Source organism: Ruminococcus sp. BSD2780120874_150323_B10 (assembly GCF_015553695.1).
In the GTDB taxonomy this organism is placed as follows: Bacteria; Bacillota; Clostridia; order Oscillospirales; family Acutalibacteraceae; genus Ruminococcoides; species Ruminococcoides intestinale_A.
Genome location: NZ_JADNHD010000009.1, coordinates 84,508 through 107,245, shown reverse-complemented (window position 1 = coordinate 107,245; position 22,738 = coordinate 84,508). Strand labels below are relative to the sequence as shown.

The 22,738-nt window shown below is 36.5% G+C and carries 19 protein-coding genes; 14 read left to right on the top strand and 5 right to left on the bottom strand.

Annotation, left to right across the window (positions count from 1 at the left end):
- Nucleotides 1-594 precede the first annotated feature (594 nt).
- Entirely contained in the window at nt 595-1,050 is a 456-nt protein-coding gene (spoVAC, locus tag I2E21_RS07485; RefSeq protein WP_195410894.1) for a stage V sporulation protein AC, read from the bottom strand.
- Nucleotides 1,051-1,219: 169 nt separating this feature from the next.
- Between spoVAC and I2E21_RS07480 the strand changes: the two genes are divergently transcribed.
- The 5 genes from I2E21_RS07480 to I2E21_RS07460 are packed head-to-tail and all read left to right on the top strand — an operon-like array spanning nt 1,220 to nt 7,291.
- Nucleotides 1,220-2,347: a cysteine desulfurase family protein gene (locus tag I2E21_RS07480; protein ID WP_195410893.1), complete on the top strand. Its 1,128-nt coding sequence runs from the start codon at nt 1,220-1,222 to the stop codon at nt 2,345-2,347.
- A gap of 19 nt (nt 2,348-2,366) precedes the next feature.
- Nucleotides 2,367-3,551: a tRNA uracil 4-sulfurtransferase ThiI gene (gene thiI / locus I2E21_RS07475; protein ID WP_022234010.1), complete on the top strand. Its 1,185-nt coding sequence runs from the start codon at nt 2,367-2,369 to the stop codon at nt 3,549-3,551.
- A 48-nt stretch (nt 3,552-3,599) separates the two neighbouring features.
- On the top strand, nt 3,600-5,582 hold the full coding sequence (srtB, locus tag I2E21_RS12290) for a class B sortase (protein WP_195410892.1): 1,983 nt from the start codon (nt 3,600-3,602) through the stop codon (nt 5,580-5,582).
- Entirely contained in the window at nt 5,579-6,001 is a 423-nt protein-coding gene (locus I2E21_RS07465) for a hypothetical protein (RefSeq protein ID WP_022234012.1), read from the top strand. The genes srtB and I2E21_RS07465 overlap by 4 nt, the downstream gene beginning before the upstream one ends.
- 30 nt (nt 6,002-6,031) lie before the next feature.
- Complete coding sequence (locus I2E21_RS07460) at nt 6,032-7,291, top strand: aspartate aminotransferase family protein (protein WP_022234013.1); 1,260 nt, start codon at nt 6,032-6,034, stop codon at nt 7,289-7,291.
- Nucleotides 7,292-7,905: 614 nt separating this feature from the next.
- Here I2E21_RS07460 and pulA read toward each other — a convergent pair.
- From pulA to I2E21_RS07440, 4 genes are all read right to left on the bottom strand, one after another.
- Nucleotides 7,906-11,616 carry a type I pullulanase gene (gene pulA / locus I2E21_RS07455; protein ID WP_195410891.1) on the bottom strand — a complete coding sequence of 1,237 codons (3,711 nt, stop codon included), beginning with the start codon at nt 11,614-11,616 and terminating at the stop codon, nt 7,906-7,908.
- A gap of 203 nt (nt 11,617-11,819) precedes the next feature.
- Nucleotides 11,820-12,620, bottom strand: coding sequence for an ABC-2 family transporter protein (locus I2E21_RS07450; protein WP_195410890.1), 801 nt, complete (start codon nt 12,618-12,620; stop codon nt 11,820-11,822).
- A gap of 4 nt (nt 12,621-12,624) precedes the next feature.
- Nucleotides 12,625-13,443: an ABC-2 family transporter protein gene (locus tag I2E21_RS07445; RefSeq protein ID WP_022233948.1), complete on the bottom strand. Its 819-nt coding sequence runs from the start codon at nt 13,441-13,443 to the stop codon at nt 12,625-12,627.
- A complete protein-coding gene (locus tag I2E21_RS07440) occupies nt 13,436-14,449 on the bottom strand; it encodes an ATP-binding cassette domain-containing protein (protein ID WP_195410897.1) in 1,014 nt (337 codons plus the stop codon). The genes I2E21_RS07445 and I2E21_RS07440 overlap by 8 nt, the downstream gene beginning before the upstream one ends.
- A 570-nt stretch (nt 14,450-15,019) precedes the next feature.
- Between I2E21_RS07440 and I2E21_RS07435 the strand changes: the two genes are divergently transcribed.
- The 9 genes from I2E21_RS07435 to I2E21_RS07395 all read left to right on the top strand — a co-directional run bounded on the left by I2E21_RS07435 (nt 15,020) and on the right by I2E21_RS07395 (nt 22,684).
- Complete coding sequence (locus I2E21_RS07435; protein WP_117705419.1) at nt 15,020-15,238, top strand: DUF6514 family protein; 219 nt, start codon at nt 15,020-15,022, stop codon at nt 15,236-15,238.
- Nucleotides 15,239-15,297: 59 nt separating this feature from the next.
- Nucleotides 15,298-16,164, top strand: a complete 867-nt coding sequence (locus I2E21_RS07430; RefSeq protein ID WP_195410889.1) for a radical SAM protein — start codon at nt 15,298-15,300, stop codon at nt 16,162-16,164.
- A gap of 171 nt (nt 16,165-16,335) precedes the next feature.
- A complete protein-coding gene (locus I2E21_RS07425) occupies nt 16,336-18,027 on the top strand; it encodes a histidine kinase N-terminal 7TM domain-containing protein (protein ID WP_195410888.1) in 1,692 nt (563 codons plus the stop codon).
- Nucleotides 18,020-18,643, top strand: coding sequence for a response regulator transcription factor (locus I2E21_RS07420; RefSeq protein ID WP_195410887.1), 624 nt, complete (start codon nt 18,020-18,022; stop codon nt 18,641-18,643). The genes I2E21_RS07425 and I2E21_RS07420 overlap by 8 nt, the downstream gene beginning before the upstream one ends.
- A 371-nt stretch (nt 18,644-19,014) precedes the next feature.
- Complete coding sequence (locus tag I2E21_RS07415; protein WP_195410886.1) at nt 19,015-19,632, top strand: BtrH N-terminal domain-containing protein; 618 nt, start codon at nt 19,015-19,017, stop codon at nt 19,630-19,632.
- A gap of 16 nt (nt 19,633-19,648) precedes the next feature.
- Nucleotides 19,649-20,788, top strand: a complete 1,140-nt coding sequence (locus I2E21_RS07410) for a hypothetical protein (RefSeq protein WP_195410885.1) — start codon at nt 19,649-19,651, stop codon at nt 20,786-20,788.
- Between the two features lie 150 nt (nt 20,789-20,938).
- Nucleotides 20,939-21,391 carry a peptidoglycan-binding domain-containing protein gene (locus I2E21_RS07405; RefSeq protein WP_195410884.1) on the top strand — a complete coding sequence of 151 codons (453 nt, stop codon included), beginning with the start codon at nt 20,939-20,941 and terminating at the stop codon, nt 21,389-21,391.
- A gap of 1 nt (nt 21,392) precedes the next feature.
- Nucleotides 21,393-22,250, top strand: a complete 858-nt coding sequence (locus I2E21_RS07400; protein WP_195410883.1) for a leucine-rich repeat domain-containing protein — start codon at nt 21,393-21,395, stop codon at nt 22,248-22,250.
- An 8-nt stretch (nt 22,251-22,258) separates the two neighbouring features.
- The gene (locus I2E21_RS07395; protein WP_022234029.1) at nt 22,259-22,684 is read left to right on the top strand and encodes a hypothetical protein; all 426 of its coding nucleotides are present in this window, start codon (nt 22,259-22,261) and stop codon (nt 22,682-22,684) included.
- Nucleotides 22,685-22,738: the final 54 nt, after the last annotated feature.

Sequence of the window (22,738 nt, the reverse complement as noted above, 5' to 3'; positions counted from 1 at the left end):
TTCCATTTATGTAGTCCATTACTACCTTCTTCTTGAATTCATAACTGTATTTTGACATAAAAATACCGACCTCCAAAATTAGATTTTTTAGGTCTAACTTTTGGGGGTCGGGTCATTTGTGTCATTGAGCGGTTTTGTTGTGTTTAAATTTAAAATTATGGTTTAGCGGAGTGTCGGTCGGGCATTGAAAATTAGCTAACGCTAAATTATCCTCCCAAAAAGCAAAAAGGTTTACTCAATTTTTTCAAAAATTGCGGGTTTGGGCAGCGCCCATAAAATTTTCCGATACTACAATTCTTCGGGCGCAAACAGCCACGCTGTTTGCGTGCTAAAACTAAGTTTGTTAAAACAGGCGACAGCCATTAAAAAAATATATTTTATTAATGAAATAACGAATTTCTTTTCTTGTTGCTATCGCATTTTTAAAGGCTAACGCCGTTGTGTTCAAGCCGCCAAACAGCGAGCTGTTCGGCTATCGTTAGATTGCGTAAACGGAAAGTATTTGTGGGCTTTGCCCACACCCACGACCTTTGAAAAGGTCGACCAACCTTTTATAATTGCTTGATAAAGCAATCAGCTAAACCATAATTTTTGCTAAAACAGCCGTACTCCGAACAAACTCAAAATCCAGAGAACAAATCCGTAAATTATTGATGCAGAAACTCCGTATACTATTACCGGACCTGCAATTATAAATAATTTAGCACCGAGTCCCGCTATATATCCCTCTGACTTAAATTCAATTGCAGGTGAAGATACTGCATTGGCAAAACCTGTTATCGGTACAAGAGTTCCTGCTCCTCCGTGTTTTGCTATTTTGTCATACACGCCAATTGCCGTCAGTAAAATGCCTATGAATATCAGCGTTACGGAACACAATGTTTTACTGTCTTTTTCTGCCGCACCGAGCATTGCGTATAAATCCGTAAATCCCTGCCCGATTGTGCATATTGTTCCGCCTATTAAAAAGGCTTTTATGCAGTTCACAAAAAGTTTACTTTTCGGTGAATTTTTCGTCACAATTTTATTGTATTCTTTTGGTGAAATCATATATACATTAACTCCGTTTCGTTTATAACTTGCTGATTAAATGTACTAATATTATGTGTTAAAAATTTGTTCTTATGTAAGATTAGTTTATGTAAAATAACAGTTTATTTTTGATGAAATATGATGTATAATGTTAAATGTATATTTATGTATTGTGAGGTGGAGTATCGTGGAGCATTATCTTGATAACAGCGCAACAACCGTTGCATCGCTTGCGGCGGCTAAAAAAGCGTTTGAGATGATGACGGAAAATTACGCAAACCCATCTTCACTTCATTACAGAGGAATGCTTGCGGAACAGGAGCTTGAAAAGGCGAGAAAGGCGGTTGCTAAGCAGCTTTTTGCCCAAACCGAAGAAATCATCTTTACAAGCGGCGGTACGGAGGCAAATAACCTTGCTCTTTTCGGCACTGCATATGCAAAAAAACGCAGAGGTACTAAGATTGTTACGACTTCCGTTGAGCACAGCAGTATTATGGAGTCTTGCAAAAGACTTGAGCAAGAGGGCTTTGAGATTGCATATGTAAGCCCAAGACAAGACGGAGTTGTGCATACCGAGGATATTCTTGCGGAAGTAAACGACAATACAGTTCTTGTTTCTGTTATGTATGTAAATAACGAAACGGGTGCTATTATGCCTGTTGCAGAGATTTTTGATGCGGTAAAGGGAAAAAAATCGGATATTATCTGCCATACAGACGCAGTTCAGGCTTTCGGCAAAATAGCCGTTAATCCTAAAAAACTCGGTGCAGACCTTGTAAGCGTGTCGGCTCACAAAGTACATTCTCCAAAGGGATGCGGCGCAATATATATAAAAAAAGGTGTGCGACTTGTACCGAGGACTTACGGCGGCGAACAGGAAAAGAAAATCCGCCCGGGTACAGAACCGTTGCCGTTGATTGCGGCATTCGGAGTTGCCTGTAATGAATTTGCAATAGAAAAGAATTACGAAAAAGTTGCCGAACTTTGCGAATACGCAAAAAATCAGCTTACAAAAATAGACGGAGTGGTTATAAATTCACCGCAGAACGCTTTGCCGTATGTTCTGAATTTTTCGGCGGGCAAGGTTAGAAGTGAAACTATGCTCCATTTCCTTGAGGAATACGAAATTTATGTTTCCTCGGGCAGTGCTTGTGCAAAGGGCGCACCGAGTTATGTGTTAAGCTCAATGGGATACGGAAGTTACAGAGCAGACAGCGCATTGCGTGTAAGCTTTTCAAAGCTGAATACAAAAGAAGATGTTGACGCACTGTGCACAACGCTTGCGCAGGGATTAAAAGTTCTTGTTCACAGATAAACTGAAAGGTAAAGAATTAATGAAAGAAATCATACTTTTAAAAGACGGCGAAATTGTACTTAAGGGTCTTAACCGTCGTACATTTGAGGATGTTCTCAAAAAGAATATCAGACACGCAATTTCACATTTGGGCAGTTTTGAAATAAAATCCGCTCAATCAATTATATATGTAAAACCGCTTTCGGACGATATTGACCTTGACGAGGCTTGTCTGAAAATTTCAAGAGTATTCGGCATTGTGTCATATTCGAGAGCGGCAATCTGCGAAGAAAAAACACTTGAATCAATTATTGCTACCGCACCTGTTTATCTTGAAAAAGAGTTAAAGGCTGTGAAAACCTTTAAGGTTGAGGCAAGAAGAAGTGACAAACGCTTTCCGTATAAGTCGCCCGAAATATGCGCAGAACTCGGCGGAGTTATTCTTGATAAATTCCCACATCTTAGCGTTGATGTTCATAATCCGGATCTTATCGTAAATGTAGAGGTTCGTGATTTTGGCGCTTATGTTCACGGTGCGGCGCATAAAGGTGCGGGCGGTATTCCTGTAGGTACAAGCGGCAATGCTGCTATTCTTATAAGCGGCGGTATTGATTCTCCTGTTGCCGCATATATGATGGCAAAAAGAGGTTTGAAACTTACAGCCGTTCACTTTGCAAGTCCGCCTTACACAAGCAAAAGAGCAGAAGATAAGGTAGTAAGACTTTTAAGACGAGTAAGCCGTTATGCAGGCAAAATGACAATGTACACAGTTCCTTTTACAAAGATTCAGAAAACTATAAAAAATGAATGTCCGGAAGAATTGTTTACAATCATTATGCGCAGACTTATGATGCAGATTTCTTCAAGAATTGCAGCGGATAACGATTGCACGGCGCTTATTACAGGCGAGAGCTTGGGTCAGGTTGCAAGTCAGACTATAGGTGCTTTAAGCTGTACAGATGATGCGGCAGACTTGCTTGTGTTCAGACCTCTTATCGGTATGGATAAGCAGGAGATTATTGACATTTCATATAAAATCGACACTTATGATATTTCAATCGAGCCTTACGAGGATTGCTGTACGGTATTTACTCCAAAGCACCCGAGAACAAGACCTGTTTTGAAGTATGTAAAAGAGGCACAGGAAAAAGCAAATTTTGAACCGATGATTGAAGAGGCTCTTGCAAATCTCAAGGTAACAGAGATTTCAGCAAAAGACGAATAACATATATACCAAAACAAAAATTACTGTGACACGAAAGGATGGACCTGCGTGGATATTGAAATTTTATTGGTAAACCAAAACGATACCCCTGCATTAGACAGCGGCGAACTTTCGGACAAACTTGCCGAAAACGGTTTTACGCTTACCTATATAACACCTGTCGACTTTAAAAGCAAAAAAATTATTTCCGCTCTTGACAAATGTGCGGATAATAATGAAAAGCCTTCTGTTGTAATTTTAGCAAACGCACTTTCGGATAAAGGTGCGGACAGCTTTAAAAAACATTTTTCAGAGGTAGTTGCACAGGCGGAAAAAGCCGAAAAACCCAAAGCTCCGAAAGACTATTGGAAAAAGCGCACAAAAGCACTGAAAAATGCTGAAAAATTGAAATTATCAGACGAAAGAGTGCAGGAGATAAAAGACAGTTTTAAGCTGTACAGAAAGAAATCCAAGATATTTAATCTCGGCGATTTAGGAAACGGCTGCAAAGGCTTTTGCTTTATGTACAAGGGTATGAAAGTCACAGCATTGCCACAGAAAAAATATTCGCTGAACAATATCGACGATATGATTTTGGCGGCGGCTCAAAAAACTGTTGAAGTGTTTGAAAATAACGAGGCGGAGTATCCCGGTGGATTCAGTAAGGTTGAGTATGTTCCTCCCAAAAAAGGACTGAAATACCGATTTATTCCGATGCGTGGCGACAGCGGTAAGGAAATTGCGCGAAAATCCGTTGCAATTGTTTCACTTGTTGTGTTTGTCGGCGCTCTTTCAATGCTGTTTTACAATATGGTTTACCTGAGTTATCAGAATAAAGAAAAAATGAATGATATTCAGATGATTTACCATAATACAACTGATGATAATACTTCGCAGGGCGGAGATAAAAAACCGTCAGAAGAAGAAAAAGTGGATTGGGCAAAACTCAAAGATATTAATAAGGAAATTGTCGGTTGGATACAGATTAACGATACCGGAATCGACTATCCTGTGCTGTATCACGAGGGTGACAGCCGTTCTTCTCAGTATTATCTTTACCGAGATTACAGAGGCAATCCTGATGATTGGGGCAGTGTATTCATAGACTATCGAAGTACCGAGAGCACAAAGAGCAAAAATGTTATTATGCACGGTCATCATATGAATGACGGTACAATGTTTGCGGGGATGCTCAAATACGGCAGATACTCCATAGATATGGATTTCTACAAAAAAGCTCCGACAATTACATTTAACACTCCCGAAGAAAATGCGACATACAAGATAATTTCCGTGTTCAAGACAAACACATTGTCAAGTCACGGCGAATTCTTTAACTATATGATAGGTTCATTCCAAAACGATAAGGATTTTATGAACTATGTTTATAATGTCAGAGTTCGTTCAATGGTGAATTGCCCTGTTGATGTTAACGAAGACGACAGCCTTATCACACTTTCAACCTGTTCGTATGAATATACGGATTTCAGAACAGTAATTGTTGCAAGAAAGGTAAGGAACGGCGAATCGGCAAAGGTTGATGTTTCACAGGCATCTGCAAATAATAATGCAGTATGGCCACAGGTTTACTATGACAGAAACGGCGGTACACGTCCAAAGGTAACAGATTTCTGTACTGCATATGAAGCAGGTCAGATTGACTGGTACAGCGGCGATTATGACTTTAAGGATCAGAAAGTGGTTGAGGCAACTACCGCACCTGCTACAACAGATGCACAAGGCAATACAGTAAAACCGACACAACAGCCAACAACCGCTCAACCTACAACTAAGGCTAAGGTTTATGTAACAGTCAAGTTTATTAACTATGACGGAACACAAATCAGCGAACAGAAAGTTGAAGTAGGAAAGTCGGCAAAAGCACCGGCTGATCCCGTAAAGCCGAGCGATGATTATTACGACTATGTATTTAAAGGCTGGCAGCTTGATTTCAGCAAGGTTTACAGCGATATGACAATCGCACCTAACTTTGAGCCTGTATTAAAACAGCAGGCTACCGATGCTCCTGCAGAGGAGGTAGCGGCAGAATGACAGGTGAACTGATTTTTTACGCCGCTCGCAAAACATCACTTTGCGAAAGGTCGTTAAGAAAGAGCTTTTCGGAGCTTGATTTAATTGCAGATGAGGCAAAATTTGCTGCAAACTGCAAAACTCTCGGAGAGCTCGTTGTAAGTTCACTCAAAACAAACGACATAGTTTTTGTTACGGGTGGCTTAGATATAGGCGGAGAAAGCGACAGCCCAAGTGTTTTTGCAAGGGCTTTTGCGGATAATCCGCCGTTGGAAATGAAAAGGTTAAAAAATTCCTCCGGCAGTGACGGTTATGTATTTGCATCGGATTCGCAGGCAATAATTCTTTTGCCTGATGATCCGCAGCAGATAGAAAACATAATGAACGGCGCTTTAAGAGGATTTCTAAAAAGGTATAGGGAAAACAAATTGATTGCTTAAATGCAGCAAAGAGGAAAGGAACAGCATTTTATGAAAACAGAAGCATTTGAAAAATACGAGTCATCAGTACGCTCTTACTGCCGACACTTCCCGACAGTTTTTACAACTGCAAAGGGTTCAATCATCAAAGATGAAGAGGGCAACGAATATATAGACTTTTTCTGTGGTGCAGGTGCGGTAAACTACGGTCATAACAATGAATACATCAAAGCAAAGACTCTTGAGTATTTTTCAACAGACGGAATTATTCACGCACTTGATATGTACACAGTTCCAAAGCGTGAATTTATTGAAACACTTGAAACAAAGATTCTTGAGCCAAGAGGATTTGACTACAGAATTCAGTTCCCGGGCCCGACAGGTACAAACGCTGTTGAGGCTGCATTAAAGCTTGCAAGAAAGTATACAGGCAGAAGAAACATCTTTGCATTTATGGGTTGTTTCCACGGTATGACACTCGGTGCACTTTCCGCAACATCAGAAATGTTTGCGAGAAACGGCGCTATTGCATCTCTTACAGATTGTACACACATTCCTGCTCCTTATATGGTAGAGGGTCTTGATGTAGTTAAGTATATGCAGATGCTCATTGATGACGACCATTCTGCAACAGATAAGCCTGCGGCTGTTATTATGGAAACCGTACAGGCAGAGGGTGGCATCAGAGTATTTGATGTTGAGTTCTTAAAGGCTGTAAGGGAGTTCTGTACAAAGAACGATATTCTTATGATTGTTGATGATATTCAGATTGGTTGCTGCCGCAGCGGCTCATTCTTCTCGTTTGAGCGTGCAGGTATTCAGCCTGACATTGTTGTAATGTCAAAATCAATCGGCGGTATCGGTATGCCAATGTCAATTGTACTTCATAAGCCTGAAATTGATGTATGGAAGCCGGGAGAGCATAACGGCACATTCAGAGGCAATCAGCTTTCATTTGTTGCAGGTAAGGCTGCTATTGAGTATCTTCTCGAAAACAATGTAGAGGCTGAAACAAAGCGTAAGGGTGATATTGTAAAGAACTTTGTTGAAAAGGAAATTCTTCCGCTTAACGATAAACTTGAGCTTAGAGGTATCGGACTTATGTGGGGTATTGACTGCTCAAAGATTGATTCTGCTCTTGCATCTAAACTTTCTGACCTTTGCTTTACAAAGAATCTTATTTGCGAGGTAGCCGGCAGAAATGGCAGCGTATTGAAAATTATGCCTGCTCTTGTAATTGAGGACGAACTTCTCTTAAAGGGACTTAACATTGTTAAGGAAGCATTTAAGGAACTTCTTGCTGATTATTAATATTTAATAGATGTAAATTAAGCCTGTTCGGTTTTCACTGAACAGGCTTTTTGCTTAGAGAGTTTTATTAAATTTTGAGGTGAATTAGGGTTTAGCTGATTGCTTTATCAAGCAATTATAAAAGTTTGGTCGACCTTTTCAAAGGTCGTGGGTGTGGGCAAAGCCCACAAATACTTTCCGTTTATGCAATCTGACGATAGCCAAACAGCTTGCTGTTTGGCGGCTTGAACACAACGGCGTTAGCCTTTAAAAGTGCGATAGCACCAAGAAAGGAATTCGTTATTTCATTAATAAAATATAGTTTTTTAATGGCTGTCGCCTGTTTTTCAAACTATGTGCAAGCACGCAAACAGCGTGGCTGTTTGCGCCTGATAAATTGTTGTATCGGAAGATTTTATGGGCGCTGCCCAAACCCGCAATTTTTGAAAAAATTGAGTAAACTTTTTTGCTTTTTAGGAGGATAATTTAGCGTTAGCTAAATTTCAACGCCCGACCGACACTCCGCTAAACCATAATTTATTCCAATTTTTCGATAAAAAGCCAAAAGCAATCCCTCCGAAAATATCGGAGGGACCGCTGCGTGACTATCGAATATTTAATTAATATCTTAATTATCACCAAGTACCTACATTATAGCCTTTATCTGTCTTTGTTGTTTTAGCATAGTAATTGGTGTCTTTTGAACCTGTGTTAATATCAACAGTCTGTGAAGAACCGTTAGTAAAGATTACGCTGTCGCAAGAAGTCGGAACAGTCAATGTATAAACTGCCTGACCGTGGTCATTATTCTCTACGAAATTCATTTTTGTGCCAGGCCAAGCAACTTCACCCTGACTGCCGCTTGTCCAATAATAACAGTAAATTGTACCTTCCCAGTTAAGTGAGTTTGCAAATGTTACTGTGTATGTATCGCTTGGAGTTGTTGTAGGCTCTGTTGTCGGTTCTGCAGTTGTAGGCTGTGCTGTAGTTGGCTGTGTTGTCGGTGCCGCTGTACTTGCTTGTGTTGTTGGCTGTGTAGGCTGTACAATATACTTATACTGACCTACTAAACTGCCGTCTGCAATATTATGAACCAAGTACATCTGAACAAATGTAGCGTCAATTACATCAACACTGCCGTCATCATTTGCATCTGCCGCAATAAGCTGTTTATCTGTCAATGTTGACTGCTCACTGATAAATAACTGTATAACAGATACATCATTGATTGAAATGTTGCCGTCTGTATCAACATCGCCTATCAATACTTTATCAGACGGTGTTGTAGGAATTTCTGTTGCAGATGTTGACGGCTGTGCTGTGGTAGGTTGTGTAGTCGGTGCTGTTGTAGGAACTTCACCTGAATCGTAAAGATATACAACATTGATTACGCCTGAGGAATAATTGCCTGTTGCATTTAAAGGAGTAATTACATTTTTACCTGCAACTGCAGAAGTTGTGTATGTGTCGCTTGAAGTAACCTTTGTTTTCTCGCTTACAACATCAGAGGCAATCTTTTTGCCTGTTGCAATATCAATATGGCTTGTAATTACTGTAGCGGCAAATGTGATAGCGCCGTTATTAATCCATACTTCGCCGGATGCGGCATAACCGCTTGCACCCTGACCCGGCTCCTGAGCGATATTTGAAGTTGGGTGGAACATTACATAGCAAGCTGATGCAGGAACTGTACATTTGTACCAACCGTCGCCCTCGCTTGTCATTACTGTAGCGGTATTCCATTCGCCTGTCGGATTTTTGCCATCGTCTGTATATGAATAGCAACGAACATCTGACCAGCTTGACGGTTTTTTGTAGTGAACTACTGTGCTTGTAGAATTAAGCTTTTTGTACTTAAATGTAATAGTTGTGTCAGTACCTGAGAAAGTACCGCTTGTGTTTGCAGGGAAACTATCTGTATCAAGCTGATAACCCTGAATTGTTGCAGGACTTACAGAGTATTCATCTCCGCTTCTCATTTTGTTCTTAACAGAGTCTTTAACCTTTGTGCCGTTTGCATTTACATAGTTTACTGTAAGGTAACCTGAGGAAATACCTGAAGATTTGTATGTAAATGTTACAGTGTATGTCTTGCCGCTTTCAACTTTACCTGTTGTTGTGCCTGTTGTATTAACAAGATTATAGTCATAAAGAAGTGTTGTATCAGGTAAAGCACGGTATGTTGTACCTGTCTTATAAGTAGCTGATGTGCTCTTTAAAACATTGCCGTTTTCATCAACATGGTTTACATTAAGTGTACCGTATGTAGGCTCTGCATTCTGAAGATTACCGAATGTAGATGACTGAACAAGTACGCAAGTACTTCTTGCAGGGATAGAATATGATTTGCCCGAAACTGTGCCAAGACTTTCAAGCCCTGCCTTTGTGCCGTTTGCAACAACTGTCCAGCCACTGTCGTCAAGATCGATTGTGCAAGCCTGTGTACCGCTGTTTACGAGTACGCAAACCTTGCCCCACTCGCCGGCTGTGTTATTGGAATATGTATAAGCAACAACATTGCCGTATGATGACTGGAATGTAGGAGTTGAGAAGTTACCTCCCTTGAGCGGTGTGTAATTCTCTCTGATTTTAAGAAGGCCCTTATAATAATCGGCTGTTTCAGAATATGTCTTTAAACGAGTCCAATCAATGGCATTGATTGAATCGGCTGATTTATAACTGTTGTGGTCGCCCTGCTTTGTACGGCAGAATTCCGAACCTGCTGTCATAAATACTATGCCCTGTGAAGTCATGAGAAGTCCCATTGTGGCTTTCATCTGATCTGTAAGCGAAGAGGAAGTAGAGTTCCAATCCTTACTGCCGTTACTAAGCACCATCTTATCCCACATAATAAGGTTATCGTGGGCATCGGCATAAGCAATTGTCTGTGAAGGAGCTTTTGCACCGAAGCACTGACCCTTTACACCGTTTACAACTGTGTAAGTTTTACCATTATTACCCTGAATAAAACCGGTTGATGCATCGTTTGTACCACCCTTAATAGCATCACGGTATGAGTCGCAGAACATACCTACTCTTGCATCAAGCTGAGAAGCTTTGCTCTGAAAACAACCGTCGCTGATTGCGGTTGAACCGCCTGTCCAAGGCTCACCGTACATAAGAATCTTCTTACCCGAACCGTCCGAATAAAGGTTATCAAGACTTGAACGAATCTGATTCATAGTTGCAATGTCGTGAATTCCCATAAGGTCAAAACGGAAACCGTCAATGTGGTACTCGCTTGCCCAATAAAGAATTGAGTCGATCATATACTTTCTGTACATAAGTTTATCGGATGCAGTTTCGTTACCGCAGCCCGAACCGTTTGAATAAACGCTTGAACTTGTTTTTCTGTAATAGTAGTTAGGAACTGTATCTGTAAAACACGAACCCTCTGTTACATATGTATGGTTGTAAACAACATCCATTACAACGGAAATACCTCTGTCATGAAGTGCCTGAATCATCTGCTTAAATTCAGTGATTCTAACATTACCGTCATATGGGTTAGAAGAATATGAACCCTCGGGAACATTGTAGTTTACAGGGTCATAACCCCAGTTTCTGTTTGTTGACGAACCTGTGATTGTTTCATCGACAGAACCGAAATCATATACAGGCATTAGCTGAACGCAGTTAATACCCGACTTTACAAGATAATCTGCAGCAGTTGATACAGAGCTTGCGCTTGTATCCGAATTAATCTTTGTGCCGCCCTCGGTAAATGCGAGGTATTTACCTTTATTGTCATCACTGACGCCCGAAGTGTCCGAAATTGAGAAGTCACGAACATGAACTTCCCATACAACTGCCTCCTGTGCATTGTTGAAAAGAACATGGTTATCGCTGTCCCAACCGTCAGGATCTGTTGAATCAAGGTCAACAACCATTGAACGGTTACCGTTTACACCTGTTGCTTTTGAATAAACATCCTGTGTTTCATTTGTTGTACCGTTTACGGTAACAAGATAAGTATAGTATGTGTTCTTAAGGTCACCGTTTACAGTAACCGACCACATACCTGTAGAGCTGTTCTTTTTAAGGTTATAAGTGCCGAGAACAGCTGCACCTGATTCGGAATCGGAACCTGTTGCATAGAGTTTAACCTTTACGGCAGATGCCTCCGGTGACCATACCTTAAACTCTGTTGAGCTTTTGCTGTAGTTTGCACCGAGATTCTGTTCGTTGTAAGCATTGCTTGCATAATTTTCAAGATAACTTGCATTGTAGTAATTACCTGCCGACACTGCTTCTGTATCTGTGGTTGCCGCTGTTGTTGACAACGATGTCATACCAAAGAGCATTGTAGCGCTAAGTAAAACTGCAAGCGTTCTTTTTAAAAACATTTCTTTCTCTCCTTTTTTCAATTTACTTTATGTATCAGTAATTAGATTTTAGCAAATTTTGCAAAGTTTTAATTTCTTTTACAGAAAATAAATAAGCACATTAAACCAAAGTTTTACTGTGCTTATTGTGTATAATTAACAAAATTGTTTTCTGTCCAAAAAATCAGTCAAAATCAGATTTTTTACGACAAAATAAGTTAAAATCAACTGCCTGCCGATTCGTAATTTTTTATGCCTATATTCCAAATAACTATACCAATCGCCATAACGATAACGGAAACAAAAACAGTCAGTCCGATGTTTAAGAGTGGATTTTCTCCTGTCATAAAATACATGGCAGGAAAATAAGAAGTGAATGCAAACGGAATTATATATGTTATAAGATTACGGATAAAATTATTGTAGATGTCAACCGGATATTTTACAAAATCATTCATCATATAGAACATATATGTAATGTTTCCGCTGCGCTTGGTCCAGAAAGAAATTGCAGCAGTACCAATTTTTATTCCCGTATAAATAAACGAGGCAAAAAACATTGCGATAAGCGTAAGCAACACCCTCAAAAAACTCCATTCAATCGCAATATGAGGCACAGCTGTAACTATAAGTCCTATGCCGACTACAAGCTCGCCAAATGCGTCAACCTGAAATTTCTCTGCCATCACATGAAACATAGGATTAATCGGACGAGTAAGGTACTTGTCAAAATCTCCTTTTCTCACAAGCCAATGCCCCATTGCCCAAAGGTTATCAAAAAACATATGATCTATTCCCTTAGGGATAAGTGAAAAACCGTAAATAAACAGAATTTCATAGAAACTCCAGCCCTTAAGATTTGGAATTTGACTGAAAATAATATTCAGAAAAAGAATATTAAATACCTGTACTATCAAAAAGCCGATTACACTTGTAAGAAAGTCACCTTTGTATTCCATCATTCTTTTAAGTTCCTGAACAATAAAAATACGGTGCATTTTCATAGCTCTTCTTAATTCTTTCATAACATCAACCTCCCTGTACACAGAGGTGCTTTACAACCGCTTTCCATATAAGTTTTGACATACCCCAGAATGCGATGCACCAAAATATCTGCAAACCGAGATAAAAAACTATATCCCAACCTGTATACATACCCATATATATCATAACAGGTGTGTATGAAAGCGAGGCGAAAGGGAGTACAGAAAGAACATTTCTGAAAACTTCGGGGAAAAATGCAAGCGGAATCGTACTGCCCGATAAAAAGCCGACTATACAATTTTTTAGCAGATTTGAGCCCCAAAGATTTTTAAATACAAATGCTGTAAAACCAAAACTGATATTAAAGAAAAAGTTAATAAGATAAGCAAACACACAACAGACTAAATAAAGCAAAAATTGTGCAATATCAAACTGCAATGAGCCTGTAAGGAAAAAACGGTAAATTTCAACGCCTGCCACCAGCGGAATAAAAATTATGCCAATTTCCATAAGCTTATTGCCAAGCTCCTGAAAAAGGAAAGTTGAATTATAACTTATCGGCTTTATCATTCTCATAGCGATAGTGCCGTCTTTAATCTCCTGTCCTATGTCATAAGTACCACCGCTGCCTATAATCTGACCTGTAAGAAATGTAAGGAAAATATACACAATCATATCTCCCTTATCAAATTCCATAAAAGACTCTCCGCCGTTTGAAATAAACACTGCCTCCCATACAAAGAAAGACACAAAACAGCCGATTACATCACCAAGTATGTAAAAAAGCCAGTTAGCACGGTAGGTAGATGCCTCTTGAAGCCCTGCGTTTACAAACGGCAGATACATTCTTAGTTTTTTAAGCATCAACCTCCACCTCCTTTTTGTAAAGGCGACGGATAATTTCCTCAATATCGGCGTCTTTTACGCTTATGTCCTTAACATTTACTTTTGAAAGTGTGTAAGAAAGCATATCGCCGACTGGTACAACTGAAGAATTAAATCTTATCTTATAAGAACTGCCGTCATTTTCAGCAACAAGGTCATCGCCTGTAAGGTTAAGACTGTTCGCATAATCAAGCATTTCAAGCACATTCGGGTTTTCGGATACAAAAGCAAGCTCTCTCATTTGTCCGAACTTTTCTTTTAATTCGGTAATCTTGCCGTCAAATACTTTACTGCCCTTGTCTATCATAACAATTCTTTTTGCAAGCAGCTCAATGTCCTCAAGGTCATGAGTGGTAAGAATTACCGTTGTATGCTCTTCGGCATTGATTTTTTCAATAGCCTTGCGTATGTTATCCTTTACTACCACATCAAGTCCGATTGTCGGCTCGTCAAGAAAAAGCACCTTTGGATTGTGCAACAGTGATGCCGCAATATCGGCTCTCATTCGCTGACCGAGCGATAATGTACGAACAGGACTTTTTATAAAATCCTGTAAATCGAGTACCTCGTTAAAAAACTCCATTCGCTTTTTAAACGAAGCGTCGTCAACCTCGTAAATTTCTTTTAATACCGTATAAGTTTCCGTAAGCGGTAAATCCCACCAAAGCTGGGTGCGTTGTCCGAATACCACACCGATTTCTTTTACATATTTTTTCCTGTTATCCTGCGGGTTCTGTCCGTTAATAACGCAAGTACCCGAGGTTGGAGTAAGAATACCCGTAAGCATTTTTATTACAGTTGACTTTCCCGCTCCGTTAGGTCCGATAAAACCGAGTATTTCGCCTTTTTCAGCCGTAAACGAAATATCCTTTACAGCCTCTACGATTTCAGATTTTGGGTTAAAAAAGGACTTTATACTGCCTTTAATTCCCGGTTCCTTAATAGTTTTCTTAAATTCCTTGCGAAGATTTTTTACTGTAATCATATTTTCCAAATTTGTCATCTCCATTTGATTGTAAAATCCCATGAACAGACACGAAATTCGGCAATCGAATAATTTTTATACGGTTGCACAAAGGATTTCAAAATCAGTAATAAGCTGCATATCAGCCGAAAACACAGATTTAACGGAAATAAGTATTTTCTTGTTCTATACGCAAGAAATATCGTTGCATTTAACACGGCACAGCAACAATAAATACAGAACTGATTTAATTATATATGACAGCGTTCACTAAGTCAACACATTTCAAACATTTGTTCCGAATATTATTTATGTAATTAACAAATTTGTATAGCATTTTAACTATAATAATCGTCAATGATATTTTTTGTGGTTACAAATCTATACTTTTTTGTTTATTTCTGTATCTGAAAAATGACAAAAAATTTACAATAAATCTACATAAAAAACAAAATTGTATTTTGTTAAAATATACAAAGATAAATATATACCTATACTTTTGTGCGTATTTGCCTTGACTTTTATCGTAAAACGATGTATTATCTTGCTTAAGGGTGATTAGTAATCACAAAGAAAGGTTACTTTTATTTTATGTTACTGTTCAGAATTAATACTTATTCTAACAATGCTAATATTACCTACGGTATTGATGTAATTGACAAAGAGCGAACTGTCAGGCAATATGCCAATCTGTCCGATAATGCGGAGGAGATAAAGAAACTTGTTATTCTTTGCAATTCACTTGATATTGAGGAATGTCACATTGACGATATAGTAGAAGATTTTTTAACTGATTTCAAAACATATTAATATAGCTATTTTCTTGCAGATGTGCTATACTTATATCATAACTTATTAGGGTGATATCAGTGATATGTAATTTATGTCCAAGAAAATGCAATGCACAAAGAAGTGAATCAAGCGGCGGCGGCTTTTGCCGAATGGGAACAAATCCTGTAATAGCGAGAGTTGCACCTCATTTTGGCGAAGAGCCTTGCATCAGCGGAGCAAACGGCAGCGGTACAATTTTTTTCAGCGGTTGTACTCTCGGTTGTGTTTATTGCCAAAATTACGAAATTTCTTCTTTACACAGAGGCAGAAAAATTACACCGCAGGAGCTTGCCGACTGTTATAAACGACTTGAAGAGCAGAATGTTCATAACATCAATCTTGTTACAGCAGATCATTTTGCGCCTGCAGTTGTAAAAAGTTTTGAAATTTACAAACCGAAAATTCCGATTGTGTATAATTGCAGTGGTTATACAAGTCCTAAAATCTTAAATATGCTTGACGGAATAGTTGACATCTATCTTCCTGATTTCAAATACAGCAATAATGAGCTTGCACTTAAGTATTCACTCGCACCAAACTATGTAGAAACTGCAACTGTAGCAATTAAAGAAATGCTGTTTCAGGTTGGGTTTCCACAGTTTGATGACCGACAGATGATGCAGAAAGGCATAATAGTAAGACATCTTATTCTTCCGTCACACACAAAGAACAGTATGGAAGTTCTTGATATTCTCAAGAAAAACTATGGCAATCAGATTCTTGTCAGCCTTATGGGGCAGTATATCCCCATGGGCAACGCTAATAAATATGAAAAGATTAACCGTAAAATTACAAGGCGGGAATATCAGAAAGTAAAAGATTACTATATGATGCTCGGCTTTGACGGATTTACACAAGAACTTGACTCTGCCGACCGTAAATATGTTCCCGACTGGGATTTTTAATATTGTGTAAGAATCAAATTTATTGATTAATATCGATATTCATAATATAAATCAAATTTTTAAGCGACAGTTAGTTTATGCTGTCGCTTGTTTTTATTCGGTTAATTCTTGTTGCCATTCAATTTTATGCGTGTTATAATTTAAAAAATTACAGAGTATCAGGGAGTTATTATGGACACATTACTTACCCTTGGTTTAAACCTTGTTTCTTTAAGCCTAACGATTATAAGTACCGTTGTATTTATACAAAATTCATACAGTCAAAAGATGTCACGATATTTTACCGCCTGTCAGATTTTAATTATAAACTGGATAGTATGCCATATTTTTGACATTTTCACCACAAACCTTTCGGTAAAAATAATTCTCAGCAATATCGGCTACTTCTCCGTATGCACTATAGGAACTGTGTTTTTGATTTTTGCTTTGCATTACACAAAAGCCACTACAGTAAAAAGTAAAATTTTTAAATCAGCCGTATTTCTTCCGTCAACAATTCTATTTTTACTAAAAATCACAGATCCTATTTTTCATTTATTTTTTAAAAGTTATCAGAGCAACGAAGTAATCGGCGGAAACGGATTTTACATAACGGTTGCATATAATTACTTGTTGCTGATAATATCCGTTTGTTTAATGGTAGGAAAAAATATTAAATCTTTTAAAGAGAATTTCCCACAGATACTTTTGATTTCGCTTTCGGCAATAATTCCCATTACTTTCAACTTAATTTCTTTGCTTGATGTTTTTTCAATAAGATATGATTTTACTCCTGTATCTTTTTCAATAACTTCTTTACTGATATTTTTAGCTGTTTATAAATACGAATTTATTACCATTCCCCCGCTTACCGTAAAATATCTTATGAGCTCAATAAACGAAGGAATAATTGTTACAAATCAAAAACATAAAATTACCTATATTAATGACGCAGTAAAAAAAGCCTTTAATCTTGATGACAGTATTTTACATAAAGATTGTATTACAGCATTTATGCGTATTGCGGAAATCACAAACAGCGATATTTCAAAATTCAGCGATTTACTGAATAAAAACTCAGGTTCATTAGATGTTTCCGTTTCGGAAAACAAATACTTTGAAATCAGCAAAATGCCCGTTTGCAACGAAAAAAGAACCGTATCCGAAATATTTGTTTTTTATGATGTAAGTACATATTTTATGCTGAATAAAAAACTGTCAGAAAAAAATCAAGAACTTACAAAAGCAAATACACAGCTTGCTAAGATGAATGTAATAGAAAAGCGACTTGCCGTTGAAAAAGAACAGACAAGGATTGCGCAGGAACTTCACGATTCTGTCGGTCACAGCCTTGTTTCAATTATGACATTGCTAAAGCTGTCGCTGATTGACAAAAACAATTCTAATGAAAATACAAAAAAGGCTTTGCAAGCCTCCGAATTATTACTTAATGATGTAAGAAAATGCGTTGTCAGCATTAAAACAGATACAAAATCAAGCATTTCTGCCAGAATACAAGATTTTATATGTAATTACAATTTAGGAAACAGCTGTATTGAATTTACTGAAATGGGCGAAGAAAAATCATATCACGGTTTTGCATCCGACACAATTTTCAGCGTTGTTCGTGAGGCTGTCACCAATTCAATCAGACACGGAAATGCAAACAAAATTGAAGTTATACTTAAATTTTCAGAGGATTGTATCAGACTTTATATAATTGACGACGGTACAGGCTGTGATAAAATTGTTCCTGATTTCGGACTTAAAGGAATGAAAGAAAAGATTAATTCTATCGGCGGAAATATTGAGTTTTCTTCATTACCCGGTAACGGATTTTCCGTAAAGGCATATATTCCCGTGGAGGTGATAAATTATGATTAATGTTATAATTGCAGACGATGATGAAATTTTCAGAAACGGTTTAAAGATAATTATTGAACAGGACAAAGATATAAAAGTATGCGGTCTTGCAAATAACGGAAATTCGGCATATGATTTATGCAAAACAGAAAAGCCCGACATTGTACTTATGGATATGCAAATGCCTTATTGTGACGGCTCAAGTGCTACTTATAAAATAAAGCAGGACTTTCCGAATATTAAAGTGCTTGTATTAACCACATTTGACGATAAAGCCACAGTAAGCAAAGCATTGACAAGCGGAGCGGACGGATATGTGCTCAAAGATGTTGATGAAACAAAAATAGTTAATGCTATAAAAAGCACGATGCTCGACATAAATGTTTTTGGAAAAACTGTTTTTGACAGCTTGAAAGAAAAAATTGTTAAAAATAATACTCACGCAGTAAAACTTACAAACAGAGAAACCGAATTGCTTGTCAATGTGGCAAAAGGACTTAGCAACAAAGAAATTGCTAAAACTATGTTTTTATCAGAGGGAACAGTGAGGAATAATATTTCTGCATTGCTTCTTAAATTAAAACTAAGAGACAGAACTCAGCTTGCAGTTTATGCAGTGAAAAATGATTATATATAGTTGGTCATAAATAGATTATTAAATATAGATTTGGGCTCATTTTCATTTTGTGAAAATGAGTCTTTTTGCATTAAGTATGAAAAATAATGACAAATGTCATCTAGTAATAAGAAACAATATATGATATATTTTTTATAAAAAGAGAACGATAATTGAATTTGTTTTTTTGTTGAACGCATAGATAGTTTGTATTTGTAGTTTATAAATAATAGTAACTATAGCAGACAAAAATATAAGTGTTATTCGAGAGTTTTCTAGTTAACATTTGACACAGAAAATATTTTACCGAAAGTGAATTATGGGCAATGTTGTGACATATTAGTTGCCATAAAAATTAATAATTAATTGTAATAAGTTTTGAGGGCAGCTGTATGAAAAAAAGAATTTCCTTAGATAGCACAATTAAATATTCGTTAGATAAAGTATCTTGTTTTGAAAGGGCTGTTGCTAATCAACTAAATCATAAAAATGGATATTATGGTGATTTATTTATTATTTTGTCAAAAATATACCAGTTTTACTTCTTACAAATCAGTGTGGATTCTCGTGAAAAAATAATTGAACTAAGCAAAAGACTATTAAACTTAGAGATTAAGCACATTCATAAAAATAACTTTTCAAAAAATATTCAGAATTATATTAACAAGGGTTATGTGACTGTTTTGGGCGGAAATCTAATATCATTGTTTTATTCCGAACAGTACATGGAAAAGGATTGGCCGCATTGGTTTATAATTACCGGATATGATACAGATAAAAAACTTTATTATGTTATAGATGATATTCAATATGCACATGAAGATAAAGTCTATGGCGATGTTTGTTTAACAAGTAAAATGTTAAAATCTATTTATAAAAAATATATTTCAAAATATGGCATCAAATGGAGTTGCTTTGTTTTAGAGCCACAACAAGAATTATTTTTATCTGAAGCGTTAAGAAAAATATTAATGTTATATACATATACAAAATATGTTTCAACGAAATAAACTGGGAGGGTTACTAATGAAAAAGATTATAATATCAATTATATTTGTATTTACTCTAATTATTGGCTGTATAGTCTATGTTGCATCAGCTAGTGTAGATAGTTTAAATGATATTGAGGCTAACACAGAAAAACTAATAGAAGCAGAAAGGACAGTTGTAACACATTCAGCAACAGCAGAGAATATAATCGAACAAGTTTATGAAGCTAATGGTTTTAGTGAGGACGATAGGAGAACTGATATAAAGTTGAACATATCAACGAGTATCAATAGAGTTAATAGCATATCTAATGTTAGAAGTAGTGACAGTATTAATAGTGAAACGAACAAATCTTATATTTATGATAGAATGTTGAATTCAATTGATTATTTTAACTCATTACAGGCTACCTACTATCATATTCCTTCGACAGGTTACTCATATTATTCCACATATTGTATTCAGCAGGGTGAAAATCCGAAATCAAAAGAATTGATATATAACGAAAATGGGGAATTAATATCAAGTTGCTCATTTGATGGAAAGTACTCTGCCAATGTAAATGGTGATGCAGAAAATATAAAAGTTGACGCTGATATACAGAAGCAAAAAACCAAAAGCATAAATAGCATTCAAAATAAATCTATTGAAGAAAGAATTATAAATGATCGAATTAATATTTCTGCGAAAGAGATAAAATCCGAAAATGAGAATAATATTTATGAGAAATTGCCGGTTGATATTGAGTCAAGCAAGAAATTGGATTTTGTATCCTTAGTTGACTCAAAGAAAAGAATCAAATATTTACCCGAAGAGAGTGAAGACTGTTATTATTATAGAAATAATCTTCCTCAATTACCAATGTCGAATACGCAATATTTTTCACAAGCATTTGCTTTTGGTTTTTTATCAGACTTTAAAAAATGGAATATAGACAAAATAGATGAAGTTTTAGACAGAGAGTGCTTTGTAATTTCAGGTGAAATAGATGGTGATTATTCTGAAAAAATAAAGACTCAAAAATTTGAAATGTGGGTAGATAAGGAGATAGGAGCGTTATTAGCCCTAGAAGGTTATGATGAAAATGGCGATTTATCCATTCTTTTAACTACATCTGAATTTGTTGTTGATGAATCTATTGATCAATCTGTTTTTGATGATTTATCTAATTTGTAATAATTCAAATTTGGCTTGATTGTGTTTGCTTCATTCAAGGCTAATGAAGCATTTAGTTGTCTTAAAGTTTTAATAATATTTTGTAGTGAGATCCTAATTTATTTATAATACTACTTAATATAATGAATTTGCAGGAGGGGTGGAATAATTATGATAAAAAAATCGAAAAAAGTTTTAAGTTTCACATTATCCATATTAATATTTACTAGTATATTTTTTAGTTTTCCGATAACAACTAATGCGGCTGTTGTTGAAGACTCAGAGGTCGGAGCTGGAAATCAGAATGTTATTGATGCACAGACATGGCTAAATAATACATATTCGGGCAGAGCAGGATATACACCCATTGATGTTGATGGAGTGTCATATTCAACAACTTTTATTACATTAGTAAAAGCGTTTCAGATTGAACTAGGATTTCCAGAGTCTAAAATTACCGGAACTTTTGGTTCGCAGACGAAGGCAGCAAGTCCGACATTTGAAATTAATAAGACAAACAATAATAATATGGTGAGAATCTTGCAATACGGATTACGCTGTAAAGGGTATTATGATACAAATATAACTGATATTATTTTTATAATATTTATTTTACCAAGGTGATATGATGGAGAAAATAAAAAAATATAGACTACCTATCGGTATATTTTGTGTAGTGTTAGTGATATTTATATTGTTGCAAAGTTGTTCAAGTGAACATTGGTGGTTTGGGTACACATATGAAACCGATGGATATACAAATAATTCGGCAACAATTGTAAAGATAAACTACCCATCAGAGAAAGTTGTAATTCCTTCAACAATATTTTTCCATAAAGTAAATGCTTTAGGCGGATATATTACAGGACATAATTTGTGGGGTGCGGAAAGAAAAGGAATGTTTGAGGACAACGATATAGTAAAAGAGATTGTCGTTTCTGAAGGGATAGAGTATATAGGTGACCGTTGCTTTACTAATTGTATTTCATTAGAAAGCATTCAACTTCCAAGTACCATAAAACAATTCTCTATTATTAATTGTGAAAGCCTGAAAAATGTTAATTTTAATGGTGATGTGAAAAAAATTGAAAGTTTATCATTTGAAGGCTGTTCTTCATTAGAGACTCTTGTAATTCCGGATAATATTACTATTAGAGGTATCGCGTCCGGTGCTTTTGATGGATGCACATCTTTAAATAGCATAAATATTCCTGATAATATTAGAATTATAGAAGATTATACATTTAGTGATTGTACATCCTTAAAACAATTGTTTTTGTCCAGAAATATTTCACATATTTATTCGAGAGCTTTTGAAAATTGCACTTTGTTGGAGAAAATTACTATCTATGATAAAATTGAGTATATTGCTGATAATGCCTTTGAAGGCTGTGATAAGCTCACAATCTATGGAATAAAAGGTTCATATGCAGAACAGTATGCAACCGAGCATAACATACCTTTTACGGAAATAAAGGAATAATTAAAACAATGGATAAGGAAATAATTAAAGATAACAAAATAAAACTCATCATATGTATTATACTTTCATTATCAATTTTCAGCATATATATTCCTATTAATACAGGCGGATATTTTACAATAATAATGTGGTTTGTTCAAATTATCATACCAATTATTTTCGGAGTGCTGATAAAGGAATATAAAAACTTTTGTATTTGTATAGCCGGTCTGACTTTATCAAATATACTAAGCAGTATTTTTATATGGATATGGGTACAAAACCAAATTACAATGGTAAAAGAATCAGTTAAAAACTATGGAGCAGTATTTGCAATTGCCGCATTCGGTATAATTGCAGATCTTTCAATTATATTTACTGTCTTTGTATGCATAGAGTGTATTATATACTTTATTGTACGATATAAAAATTACAAACAAAAATTAAACAGCTGACTTTAACTGACAGACAACAGATTTACCATAGTCTTTGCCTGTCAATTTTTTTAT

Bases quoted from the DNA above. Each gene is read 5' to 3' on its own strand.
- I2E21_RS07420 (WP_195410887.1), top strand. From the start codon at position 18,020: ATGATTAATGTTATAATTGCAGACGATGATGAAATTTTCAGAAACGGT.
- I2E21_RS07450 (WP_195410890.1), bottom strand. From the start codon at position 12,620: ATGAAAGAATTAAGAAGAGCTATGAAAATGCACCGTATTTTTATTGTT.
- I2E21_RS07410 (WP_195410885.1), top strand. From the start codon at position 19,649: ATGAAAAAGATTATAATATCAATTATATTTGTATTTACTCTAATTATT.
- I2E21_RS07425 (WP_195410888.1), top strand. From the start codon at position 16,336: ATGGACACATTACTTACCCTTGGTTTAAACCTTGTTTCTTTAAGCCTA.
- I2E21_RS07465 (WP_022234012.1), top strand. From the start codon at position 5,579: ATGACAGGTGAACTGATTTTTTACGCCGCTCGCAAAACATCACTTTGC.
- I2E21_RS07440 (WP_195410897.1), bottom strand. From the start codon at position 14,449: ATGATTACAGTAAAAAATCTTCGCAAGGAATTTAAGAAAACTATTAAG.
- I2E21_RS07400 (WP_195410883.1), top strand. From the start codon at position 21,393: ATGATGGAGAAAATAAAAAAATATAGACTACCTATCGGTATATTTTGT.
- thiI (WP_022234010.1), top strand. From the start codon at position 2,367: ATGAAAGAAATCATACTTTTAAAAGACGGCGAAATTGTACTTAAGGGT.
- spoVAC (WP_195410894.1), bottom strand. From the start codon at position 1,050: ATGATTTCACCAAAAGAATACAATAAAATTGTGACGAAAAATTCACCG.
- I2E21_RS07460 (WP_022234013.1), top strand. From the start codon at position 6,032: ATGAAAACAGAAGCATTTGAAAAATACGAGTCATCAGTACGCTCTTAC.
- I2E21_RS07415 (WP_195410886.1), top strand. From the start codon at position 19,015: ATGAAAAAAAGAATTTCCTTAGATAGCACAATTAAATATTCGTTAGAT.
- I2E21_RS07435 (WP_117705419.1), top strand. From the start codon at position 15,020: ATGTTACTGTTCAGAATTAATACTTATTCTAACAATGCTAATATTACC.
- I2E21_RS07445 (WP_022233948.1), bottom strand. From the start codon at position 13,443: ATGCTTAAAAAACTAAGAATGTATCTGCCGTTTGTAAACGCAGGGCTT.
- I2E21_RS07405 (WP_195410884.1), top strand. From the start codon at position 20,939: ATGATAAAAAAATCGAAAAAAGTTTTAAGTTTCACATTATCCATATTA.
- I2E21_RS07395 (WP_022234029.1), top strand. From the start codon at position 22,259: ATGGATAAGGAAATAATTAAAGATAACAAAATAAAACTCATCATATGT.
- pulA (WP_195410891.1), bottom strand. From the start codon at position 11,616: ATGTTTTTAAAAAGAACGCTTGCAGTTTTACTTAGCGCTACAATGCTC.